The 10,869-nt window shown below is 73.0% G+C and carries 11 protein-coding genes; 1 reads left to right on the top strand and 10 read right to left on the bottom strand.

Annotated elements, in window-relative coordinates:
* Positions 1 to 881 (top strand): aminotransferase class III-fold pyridoxal phosphate-dependent enzyme (locus AB0B89_RS21215; RefSeq protein WP_358555307.1); only part of this gene is annotated, 881 nt, incomplete at its 5' end.
* Here the strand turns inward: AB0B89_RS21215 and AB0B89_RS21220 are convergent.
* The 10 genes from AB0B89_RS21220 to AB0B89_RS21265 all read right to left on the bottom strand — a co-directional run bounded on the left by AB0B89_RS21220 (position 870) and on the right by AB0B89_RS21265 (position 10,734).
* Positions 870 to 1,127: a hypothetical protein gene (locus AB0B89_RS21220; protein WP_358555310.1), complete on the bottom strand. Its 258-nt coding sequence runs from the start codon at positions 1,125 to 1,127 to the stop codon at positions 870 to 872. The two genes, AB0B89_RS21215 and AB0B89_RS21220, sit on opposite strands and share 12 nt — an antisense overlap.
* 74 nt (positions 1,128 to 1,201) lie before the next feature.
* Complete coding sequence (locus AB0B89_RS21225; protein WP_358555313.1) at positions 1,202 to 2,053, bottom strand: helix-turn-helix transcriptional regulator; 852 nt, start codon at positions 2,051 to 2,053, stop codon at positions 1,202 to 1,204.
* Positions 2,054 to 2,123: 70 nt separating this feature from the next.
* Positions 2,124 to 2,366, bottom strand: a complete 243-nt coding sequence (locus AB0B89_RS21230; protein ID WP_358555316.1) for a hypothetical protein — start codon at positions 2,364 to 2,366, stop codon at positions 2,124 to 2,126.
* Positions 2,367 to 2,511: 145 nt separating this feature from the next.
* Complete coding sequence (locus AB0B89_RS21235; RefSeq protein ID WP_358555319.1) at positions 2,512 to 2,859, bottom strand: DUF397 domain-containing protein; 348 nt, start codon at positions 2,857 to 2,859, stop codon at positions 2,512 to 2,514.
* A gap of 68 nt (positions 2,860 to 2,927) precedes the next feature.
* Positions 2,928 to 3,431, bottom strand: coding sequence for a DinB family protein (locus tag AB0B89_RS21240; protein WP_358555322.1), 504 nt, complete (start codon positions 3,429 to 3,431; stop codon positions 2,928 to 2,930).
* A gap of 61 nt (positions 3,432 to 3,492) precedes the next feature.
* Positions 3,493 to 5,463, bottom strand: a complete 1,971-nt coding sequence (locus AB0B89_RS21245; protein WP_358555325.1) for an acyclic terpene utilization AtuA family protein — start codon at positions 5,461 to 5,463, stop codon at positions 3,493 to 3,495.
* The gene (locus AB0B89_RS21250; protein WP_358555327.1) at positions 5,460 to 6,266 is read right to left on the bottom strand and encodes an enoyl-CoA hydratase-related protein; all 807 of its coding nucleotides are present in this window, start codon (positions 6,264 to 6,266) and stop codon (positions 5,460 to 5,462) included. The genes AB0B89_RS21245 and AB0B89_RS21250 overlap by 4 nt, the downstream gene beginning before the upstream one ends.
* Complete coding sequence (locus AB0B89_RS21255) at positions 6,263 to 8,281, bottom strand: biotin carboxylase N-terminal domain-containing protein (RefSeq protein ID WP_358555330.1); 2,019 nt, start codon at positions 8,279 to 8,281, stop codon at positions 6,263 to 6,265. The genes AB0B89_RS21250 and AB0B89_RS21255 overlap by 4 nt, the downstream gene beginning before the upstream one ends.
* Positions 8,282 to 8,285: 4 nt before the next feature.
* Entirely contained in the window at positions 8,286 to 9,857 is a 1,572-nt protein-coding gene (locus AB0B89_RS21260; protein WP_358555336.1) for a carboxyl transferase domain-containing protein, read from the bottom strand.
* 121 nt (positions 9,858 to 9,978) lie between these two features.
* The gene (locus tag AB0B89_RS21265) at positions 9,979 to 10,734 is read right to left on the bottom strand and encodes a hypothetical protein (protein WP_358555333.1); all 756 of its coding nucleotides are present in this window, start codon (positions 10,732 to 10,734) and stop codon (positions 9,979 to 9,981) included.
* Positions 10,735 to 10,869: the final 135 nt, after the last annotated feature.

A 10,869-nucleotide genomic window follows, 5' to 3' on the forward strand; every position in this document is an offset into this window, starting at 1 on the left:
CTGCGGTGTCCTGCGCCCTGGGGGCCCCCCGGCCCCCGCCGCGGGGGGGCCCGCCCGACCGGCCGTACTCCGTGCCGGTCGGCCGCGCCGTCCCTCCCGCCCTCGCGCAGCTCACGCTGGTGGCGCCCTTCGGCGACCTCGCCGCGGTCGAGCGCCTGCTGGTGGAGAACCCGGGCGAGATCGCCGGCATGATCATCGAGCCCATCATGATGAACATCGGGCTCATCCCGCCGCCCGACGGCTACCTGGCCGGGCTCAGGCACCTGCTGCACCGGCACGGCGCCTACCTCGCGTTCGACGAGGTGAAGACGGGCCTCGCCGTCTCCGCTGGCGGCGCGACGCAGTGGTCAGGGGTGGTGCCGGACCTGATCTGCCTGGCCAAGGCGCTCGGCGGCGGCGTGCCGTGCGGGGCGATCGGCGGGGTGCCCGAGCTCATGAACATGATCGCCGACGGCAGGTACGAGCAGGTCGGCACCTTCAACGGCAACCCGCTGACGATGGCCGCCGCCCGCGCCGTGCTGCTCGGCATCCTGACCGACGACGCGTACCGGCACTTCGACAGGCTCCGGCGCGTCATGACCGAGGGCGCCGAGGACGTGCTGCGCCGTCACGACCTGCCGGGCCACGTCAGGTCGTACGGGGCCAAGGGCGCGGTCGTCTTCCACGACCGGCCGCTGCTCGACTACCGGGACTTCGCGGAGTACCCCGACCAGTGGGGCAACGCGCACTGGCTCTTCCAGCACAACGGCGGGGTGTTCCTGCCCCCGTGGGGCAAGTGCGAGCAGTGGACGGTGTCCGTCCAGCACTCGGAGGCCGACGTGCGCCGCTTCGTCGGGAACCTGGAACGGATGGCGGCGGCCCTGCGACCCTCAGGCGGGTAGCGCGGCCAGCAGGTACGCGAGGCGGGCGGCCGCGTCGTCGATGCTGTCGACGGTGCCGAGCCGGTAGCCCCACGAGGTGAGGAAGGCGCCCTGCGGCGTGCAGGTGACGACCTCCATCAGCGTGTCGCTGAAGCGGTTGCGGACCCGGACCGCGCCGGGGGCGCCGCCGAGGACCTGCACGGAGAGATCGATGTGCCGGCGCGTCGCCAAGGCGAACTGCTCCAGACAGGACATGGTGTCCAGCATGTGCCTCACCTCCACGTCACCCATGGCTGGTAAGGATTGCATGATCTTGGCGTGGTCGGCAAGCAATTGTGTGGTTATTGGGCAGATTGTTTGGCGAAGTCGACGAGGACGCGGACGATGACCTCGCGCGCGTCCTCACGGAACACCGCCACCTCGCACAGATCCTCGAACGCGCTCGCGTAGAAGGCCACGTCCTCGGGGTCGCGCAACACCAGGTCCTTGGTCCTGGTCGGGACGCCGACCATGGCCTCGTTGTAGATCCAGAAGCCGTTGAGCAGGGCGGACGGCAGCTGCGCCGAGAACGGGATGACGCCGAACTCGACGTTGGGCAGGGTGGTGACGGCGAGCAGCCGGTCGAGCTGGCCGCGCATGACGTCGTCGGGGGCGAGCCGGTAACGCAGCACCGCCTCCGGCAGCAGGAAGCGGAACCGCCTCGCCGGGTCGTACAAGATGTCCTGTCTGCGCATGCGGACCCGGATCGCCGCGTCGATGTCGTCGGACGCGCCGTACAGGCGGCGGACCTTGGAGAAGATGTTGCGGGCGTACTCCGCCGTCTGCAGCAGGCCGATCACCACGCCGGGCTCGAACACCCGGAACAGCTTGGTGCGCGACTCCAGGTCGCGGATGTCCTCCTGGAGCGCGGCCAGGCCGCTCTTGTGCCGCTGGCGCCAGGAGTCCTGCCGTTCGAGCAGCGACACGGCCTGGGCGATCAGTTCGTCGACGACCTCGGGGGGCGCCTGCACGGCCTGGCTCCACAGCACGACGTCGTCCTCGGTGGCGCTCTGCCGGGCGTTCTCGATGCGGGAGACCTTGGAGGCCTGCCAGCTCAGGCGTGCCGCGAGGTCCTTGCCGGACAGCTGGGCCGCCTCGCGGAGCTGCCGGAGCTGGGCGCCGAGGTCGACGCGTGCCTGCTGAAAGCCGCTCACGCCACCTCCCGTCGGCATCGGACCTGCATGAGGGTAGACCGGGCGAAGCGATCATGCCATAGGGATCTCCCTATTCGTGATCAGTTACACGTCCGTCCAGTTCCGGCGGGAAAAGCACGCCGCGCGCGATCTCCATGAGAAGCTCGCGCGGCACCTCGACGGCGGACTCCCCGTCGAGCACATGGCGCAGGTCCGCGCGGGCGTCGGGGTCGGTCAGCGTGAGCCCCTGGACGACGATCGTGCCCCGATCGGTCTCGTACAGCGACGGGCAGGCGCCGGCCTCCGATGTAGAGCCGAGAAACCGCAGACGCATGTAGGGTCCCTTCCCCCAGAAGCGCCCGGAGTGGCCGCAATTGCGCGCAATTGTATTGCATGGGGTGGGTGCGGGGCGGCGGGCGGTAGGGCCGGAGCGGCGAGCGGTACGGTGCGAGCGGCGGACGGTACGGCGACGCGGCCGTTCAGCCGTTCAGCCCGTCGAACTCGCCGTCGAGCACGCCGAGACGGAACGCCTCCCACTCGGCCGGGGTGAAGTAGAGCTTCGGGCCGTCGGGGTCCCTGGAGTCGCACAGGACGTAGAGCTTGTCGTGCCCGGCCTTGTGCGCCCCGCCGAGGGCCCCCGGCTCGCCCCGCTCGGCGGCCTCCCTGATCGCGGCCTGGTCGAGGACGGTCACCTCGACGCGGTGGCCGCCATCGAGGCTGTGGCTGTCATCCAGGCTGTGGCCGGACTCCTGCCACCCGCCGGGCCCGCCGCTCCCGCCGCCTCCTGGGCTCTCACACCGCTCGCCACCGGCTGGATACAGGTCCATTCGTCCTCCACGAGGTGTGGCTACCAACAGTAGGCTCGCGGAGGCGGCGGCCGGGTGCGAACGGGCGGTCAGTCTCCGGTGACGCCGTCGGCCATCTCGCGCAGGATGTCCAGGTGGCCGTTGTGCCGGGCGGTCTCCTCGATCAGGTGGTGCAGGATCCAGCGCAGCGTGACGTGTGTGCCGTCCCTGAGCGGCTTCTTCGTCACCGTGTCCAGGTCGAGCGAGGCCACCAGCTCCCGGTGGCGGGCGCACTGCTCCTCGTACTCCGCGAGGATCTGGGCGAGGGGCATGTCGACGGCGATGCGCATCTCACGGTCGGGATCATCGTCGGTCCAGGGCCCGAGGTCCTCCCCGCCGAGCAGCCTCACCTGGATCCAGGAGTACTCCACCCACCGCAGGTGGTTGGCCAGGCCGCTGATCGTCATCAGCGGCGAGCCGGGCAGGGGCGCGCTCCTCGCGTGCTCCTCGGAGACGCCCTCGCACTTGGCGTGGACGGTGGCCCGTGTGTAGTCGAGGAAGGTCGCCAGGACGGCGCGCTCGTCCCAGGCCGAGGGCAGGTCTGTACGTGTCATGCGCTGGAGCCTGCTAGACCCGGGGACGGCCTGTCCAATCGTTAAACGGGCCGTCCGGCCGTCAGAACGGGATGGGGACCACGCAGGCCCGCAGTTCCTCGCCGAGGGCCTTGGCCTGGGCGTCCATACGCGGGCTGGCGGCCACGCCCCGGCCGAGCAGGCCGCGTACGACGAAGTTCAGCGCGAGCAGGTTGGGCAGGCGGTGGCGCTCGACCTCAAGACCGGCCGTGCCGGGGAGCAGGCTCCGGAGCCGGTCGGTGGTGAGGAACTCCTCCAGCCACGCGTACTCCTCGGCCGTGCGGACCCACACGCCGAGGTTGGCGTCGCCGCCCTTGTCGCCGGACCGTGCTCCGGCGACCGTGCCGAGCGGCGCGTGCCGCACGGCCGTCGCGCCCCCGCCGGTACGTCCCGTCTCGCCTTCATCGGTACGTCCCGTCGGGCCCTCACCGCTACGTCCCGTCGTGCCGCCGTCCGCCGGGGGGAGCGGGACGGGCGTGTCCGCGGACGCCTCCGCGCCGGTGCCGGACGGGACGGGCGCCGCCGCGGCGGGGGCGGGCTGGAGCCAGACCCGCTCGTCGCCTTCCCACACCTCCGCCCGTACGGCGGCGCGGGGCACGGCGGCCGGTTGGAAGACGCCGTACGCCGAGGCGTCACCCGGGGGAGTGAGCCCGTAGAAGCCGGGATAGCCGGCGAGCCCGGTCTCGACCACGGCCGAGGAGAACGCGCGCCCGGCCCTGCGCTGGTCGGCGTCCATCACCGTGACGCGCAGCAGCGCCACACCCCCGGGTCCCTCCGGCCTCCCGGACAGGGCCGGTTCGACGGCCCCGGGCTCCTCCGGCTTCCCGGACGGCGCCGGCTCGACGGCCCCGGCCCCCGGCGGCCTGCCGAGCGGCGTCAGCTCGACGTGGACCTCGTCGAACGTCTCCCTCGGGACGCGCGCGAACACGGCCTCCTCGGCCAGGCGGGCCTTGGCCTCGATGTCCAGGCCGGTGAGCACGAGCGTCATGGTGTTGCGGTACCCGCCGAGGTGGTTCAGCGCCACCTTCAGCGTGTCCGGCGGCGCCTCACCCCGGACGCCGGACACCCTGACGCGGTCGTCCCCGACCTGGGCCAGCTCGATCGTGTCGAAGCGCGCGGTCACGTCGGGCCCGAGGTACCGGGGAGAGCCGATCTCGTAGAGGAGCTGCGCGGTCACCGTGCCCACCGACACCCGCCCGCCCGTGCCCGGATGCTTGGTGATCACGCTGGAGCCGTCGGCGTGCAGCTCGGCGATCGGGAAGCCGCAGTGCGCGAGGTCGGGCACCTCGGTGAAGAACGCGTAGTTGCCGCCGGTCGCCTGGCAGCCGCACTCGATGACGTGCCCGGCGACCACGGACCCGGCGAGGGCGTCGAGGTCCGTGGGGCGCCAGCCGTACCGCCACATGCCGGGACCGGTGACCAGCGCCGCGTCGGTCACCCTGCCGGTCACCACCACGTCCGCGCCGTTGGCCAGCGCGACGGCGATGGGCTCGCCGCCGAGGTAGGCGTTGGCGGTGAGCGCCACGCTCCCCTGCCCCTCACCGGAGCCGGTGCCGGAACCCGAGCCCGAGCCGGGCCTGCCCGAGCCGGTGTCGGTACTGGAGCCCGAGCCGGGTGGGCCGGCTGGGTGGAGCAGGTCGCCTAGGTCGCGGCCGATGAGGTCGTCGCCCGTCACGTGGGCCACCCTCACCGCGAGCCCGAGCCGGGCGGCCAGCTCGCTCACGGCCCGCGCGCACCCGGCCGGGTCGAGACCGCCCGCGTTCGACACGATCTTGATGCCCCGGTCCACGCAGGTGCCGAGGACCTGCTCCATCTGCGTCAGGAAGGTGCGCGCGTACCCGGGCCCGCCCTTCCGCCGGTTCCCGGCGAGGATGAGCATGGTCAGCTCGGCCAGCCAGTCACCGGTGAGCACGTCGATCGGGCCGCCCTCGACCATCTCCCTGGCGGCCGACAGCCTGTCGCCGTAGAACCCGCTGCAGTTGGCGACGCGGAGCGGGGCCGAGCCGCCCGTCACGCGGCCCCGTCCCGTTCGGGCTCGGCCGCGGGGATCCAGGAGGCGGGGCGCTTCTCCATGAAGGCGCGGATGCCCTCCTGGCCCTCAGGGGAGGTGAAGCGCTGGGCGGAGAGCCGCGCCATCTCACGCATGCCGTCGTCCACCGACAGGCCGGGCACGGTGCGCACGAGCCGCTTGGTGATCGCGAGGGACTCCGGGCCGCCGCGCAGCAGCATGCCGGCGTAGTGGGCGACCGTGGCGTCCAGCTCCTCGGCGGGGACGGCCCGGGTCAGCAGCCCGATCTCCGCCGCGCGGGCGGCGCCGAACACCTCCCCGGTGAGGAAGTACTCCGCGGCGGCGCGCGGGTCGAGGCGCCGCAGGACGGTCACCGAGATCATGGCGGGCACCACGCCGAGCCGTACCTCGCTGAAGGCGAACGTCGCCGAGTCGGGGGCGATCGCGAAGTCGCACGCGGCCACCAGGCCGAGGCCGCCGGCGCGGGCGGTGCCGTTCAGGCGGCAGATCACCGGCTTGGGGCTGTCCCAGATCAGGCTCATGATCTCGGGGAACGACGCGGTCACGGGCGCGTCGTGGGCCGCGCCGTTCTGGGCGGGCGCCTGTTCCTTCAGGTCGGCGCCGGAGCAGAAGACCGGGCCCGCGCCGGTCAGCACGATGACCCGGACGCCGTCGTCGCCGATGGCGCGGTCGAGCGCCCGCTCCAGGTCGCCGAGCAGGCGGACCGACAGCGCGTTGCGGTTGTGCGGCGAGTCCAGCGTGATCGTGGCGACCCCGCCGCGCGTCTCGTGGTGGACCAGCGTGCTCATCGCGACTCCTCGATGACGGCGAGCACGGCGCCCGCCTCGACTTGGCGGCCAGGCGTCACGTTGAGCACGGAGACGACACCCGCCGCAGGAGCGGAGATCTGATGCTCCATCTTCATCGCCTCCAGTGTGAGGATCGGCTGCCCCGCCGTGACCGCCGCTCCCGATGTGACCTCGACGCGCAGAACGGTACCCGGCATGGGGGCGAGCAGAGAGCCCGGGGGGATCGACACGACCGGCTCCGGCAGCCTCGGGAGAGGCACGAGCCGTACCGAGCCGAGCGGCGAGTCCACATGGAGGGCGCCGCCCGTGCCGTCTCGCCCGGCGCCGTCGTACGCGGCGACGGCGAAGCGGCTCACGACGCCCGCCACGTCGAGGACGACCTCCCCAGGGCTCGCCGCGACCAGTGTCACCTGGTCGAAGCCCTCCGCCTCCAGCCCGTCGCGGGTGAGCCGGTAGGCGATCTCGACCCGGCCTCCGGGGGTCTCGAACGCGGTGCGTTGCGGCTGGGAGGGCACGTTGCGCCAGCCGCTCGGCAGCCCGCCCAGCACGCCGGCCTCCGCGCGGCGGGCGGCGGCGAGCGCCAGCGCGGCGGCGAGGGCGAGCAGCGGTACGGGTGAGGGGGCCGGGGTGGTGAGGTCGTACCGGTCGAGGAAGCCCGTGTGCGTGTCACCCGCCAGGAACGCCTCGTGCCGGAGCACGCTCACCAGCAGGTCGCGGTTGGTGGTGAGGCCGTGGACGCGCGCACGGGCGAGCGCGGTCGCGAGGCGTCGCGCCACCGCCGGTCGTCCGGGGCCGCAGGCGATGAGCTTGGCCAGCATCGGGTCGTAGTGCACGCCGATCTCCGACCCGCTCTCGACCCCCGAGTCCAGCCGCAGGCCGTACGCGGAGGCCCCGGACGGGCCCTCGCCCGGCCCCGGGAACGGCCCCCGGGTGCCCGGCACCTCGAAGCGGGCGTCCACACCGGGCACGTCGAACAGGTGCAGGGTGCCGTGCTGGGGGCGCCAGCCGTGGGCGGGGTCCTCGGCGTAGAGGCGGACCTCGATGGCGTGGCCGCGCGGCTCGGGCGGCTCGGCGGGCAGGCGGGCGCCCTCGGCGATCTCCAACTGGAGGCGGACCAGGTCGATCCCGTACACGCACTCGGTCACCGGATGCTCGACCTGGAGCCGCGTGTTCATCTCCAGGAACGCGACGGTGTCCCCCTTGACGAGGAACTCGACCGTGCCTGCCCCGACGTAGCCGATCGCCTTGGCGGCCCTGGCGGCGGCCTCGAACAGGATGCCGCGCGTGCCGGGGGAGACGCCGGGCGAGGGGGTCTCCTCGACGACCTTCTGGTGCCTGCGCTGGATCGAGCACTCGCGCTCGCCGAGCGTCCACACCGCGCCGTGCGTGTCCGCCAGGATCTGGACCTCGATATGCCGGGCGTCCTCCAGGAGAGGCTCCAGGAAGACGGTGCCGTCCCCGAACGCCGAGAGCGCCTCGCGCCGGGCCGCCGCCACGGCCTCGTCGAGCTCGGCGGGGTCGCGCACGATCCGCATCCCGCGTCCCCCGCCGCCCGCCGACGCCTTCACCAGCACCGGGAACGCGAGCTCCCCGGCTTCGGGGGACCCGGGGATCACCGACGCGAGCACGGGGACCCCGGCCCGGGCCATCAGGAGCTTGGCCTCGATCTTGGAGCCCATCGCGGTGACGGCCTCCGGGCTCGGGCCGATCCAGGTCAGGCCCGCGTCCAGCACCGCCCTGGCGAACGCGGCGTTCTCCGACAGGAACCCGTAGCCCGGGTGGACGGCGTCAGCCCCGGAGCTCAGCGCCGCCGCGACGATCGCCCCGGCGTCGAGGTAGGTGTCGGCGGGCCTGACCCCGCGCAGCCGTACGGCGTGGTCGGCCTCGGCGGCGTGCGGGGAGGCGGCGTCGGCGTCGGAGAACACCGCCACGGTCTCGACGCCGAGGTCACGGCAGGTGCGGAAGACCCGGCGGGCGATCTCGGCCCGGTTGGCCACCAGCAGTCGTCTGATCATGCGCTCACATCCGGAAGACGCCGAAACCGGCGGGGGCGGGGGCGTCGGGGGCGTTGCCGATGGCCGACAGGCACAGGCCGAGGACGGTGCGGGTGTCGCGCGGGTCGATCACCCCGTCGTCGTACAGGCGGCCGGACAGGAAGAAGGGCAGCGACTCGGACTCGATCTGGGCCTCGACCATCTGCCGCATCGCCGCGTCGGCCTCCTCGTCGTACACCTGGCCGCGCGCCTGCGCCGACGCGCGCCCGACGATCGACAGCACCCCCGCGAGCTGGGCCGGGCCCATGACCGCCGACTTCGCGCTCGGCCAGGAGAACAGGAAGCGCGGGTCGTACGCCCGCCCGCACATGCCGTAGTTCCCGGCCCCGTAGGAGGCGCCCATGACGACGGTGAGGTGGGGGACGGTGGAGTTGGACACCGCGTTGATCATCATGGCGCCGTGCTTGATGATGCCGCCCTGCTCGTAGTCCTTGCCGACCATGTAGCCGGTGGTGTTCTGCAGGAACACCAGGGGAGTGCGGGTCTGGTTCGCGAGCTGGATGAACTGCGCCGCCTTCTGGGCCTCCTCGCCGAACAGCACGCCGCGTGCGTTGGCCAGCACGCCGATCGGGTGCCCGTGCAGGGCGGCCCAGCCGGTCACCAGGCTCGCGCCGTACAGCGGCTTGAACTCGTCGAACTCGCTGCCGTCGACGACGCGGGCGATCACCTCGCGCGGGTCGAAGGGGATCTTGAGGTCCTCGGGGACGATGCCGAGAAGCTCCTCCTCGTCGTAGAGCGGGGCCCGCACGCCCGGCGGGCCGCCGTAGGGCACGGCTCCGGCCGGGCTCGGGCGGAGCCCACCCGCCTTGCGCCGGTTGAGGCGCCTGACGACGCGGCGGCCGATGCGGAGCGCGTCGTGCTCGTCCAGCGCCAGGTAGTCGGCGAGCCCGGACAGGCGGGCGTGCATCTCGGCGCCGCCGAGCGACTCGTCGTCGGACTCCTCGCCGGTGGCCATCTTGACCAGCGGGGGGCCGCCGAGGAAGACCTTGGCACGTTCCCTGACCATGACCACGTGGTCGCTCATGCCAGGGACGTACGCGCCGCCGGCCGTCGAGTTGCCGAACACCAGGGCGATGGTCGGGATCCCGGCGGCCGACAACCGGGTCAGATCACGAAATATACGGCCGCCCGGGATGAAGATCTCCTTCTGCGTCGGCAGGTCCGCGCCCCCCGACTCGACGAGGTTGATCAGCGGCAGCCGGTTCTCCAGCGCGATGTCCGACGCCCGCAGCGTCTTGCGCAGCGTCCACGGATTCGACGACCCGCCCCGTACGGTCGGGTCGCTGGCGACGATCACGCACTCGACGCCCTCCACCACCCCGATGCCGGTGACCACGCTCGCGCCCACCGGGAAGTCGGTCCCCCAGGCGGCGAGCGGGGAGAGCTCAAGGAACGGCGAGTCTGGGTCCACCAGGAGCTCCACGCGTTCCCTGGCGAGCAGCTTGCCGCGCCGGTGGTGGCGCTCGACGTACTTGGGGCCGCCGCCCGCCACCGCCTTGGCCTGCTCGGAGGCGAGATCGCGGAGCTTGGCGAGCATGGCGGCCCGCCTGGCCTGGAAGCCGGCGCTCGCGGTGTCGAGACGGCTGTCGATCACGCTTCACTCCCGTGGTTGCCGGTGGCCGTGGCCCAGAACGTAGTACACCGGGGGCGCCGGGTCGCTAGCCGCAGTGGGACCAGCCGCTCTTCCAGGTGGCCGTGCCGTAGCCCCCGCCCCAGATCACGCATGTCTTCGAGGCGGCCAGCCTGACCGGGCCCGCGTACTCGGCGTAGCCGCCGGTGTCGTTGCCCGAGGCGCCGCCCTTGACCTGTAGCACGGCGCTCATCCTGACCTTCTGCGGCACGACGTACTTCGAGAGCGTGACCACGCAGTTCTTGCCCGCCGCGCCGTTGTAGAGCAGGTACACGGTGGCGCCGCCGAGGGAGTGGGAGTCGACCGCCTTGTACCCCGAGCCGCACACCCCGGCCGGCGTGTTCGGGTTCGCCTTCCCCGGCGAGCTGGGCTTGGGGGTGGAGGTGGGCTGCTTGGTGGGGGTCGGGGTGGGCTTCTTGGTCGGCGAGGCGCTCGGCTTGGGGGTGGGCGTCGCCTTCGGCGTCGGCTTGACCGTCGGGGTGGGCGTCGGGGTGGGCGACGGCGCCCGCGTGGCCGGCCGGGGGGAGGGGGAGCGCCGAGCCGGGGACCGGCTGGTCCAGGCCCTCACCGAGGGCTTGCCCGTCGGGCTCGGTGACGGGGAGGGCGGCGCCTCGACGGCCGTCGCGTCCACCGACGGCGGGACCTGCGCCCGCACCGCGTTGGCCGTCCCGGTGCCGGGCGGCGCGCCGGTGGCCGTCCCATCGGCGGTGGAGCCGGACGAGGTCACCGACTGGGCCAGCACGACGGTGCCGGCGGTCAGGACCGCGGCGGCGACCGCGGCCATGACCGAGAGCATGACCGTCCGCTCGCCGAGCGACTTGCGCCGCGCCCGATCACCCGCAAGCTTAGGGGAACCGGTGACGCGACCCGCCCACAATCGGCGTCCAGGGCCAAGCCGCCCCTGGCGCGCGGTTCAAGG

It is taken from the genome of Sphaerisporangium sp. NPDC049002 (assembly GCF_040649355.1).
Lineage (GTDB): Bacteria > Actinomycetota > Actinomycetes > Streptosporangiales > Streptosporangiaceae > Sphaerisporangium.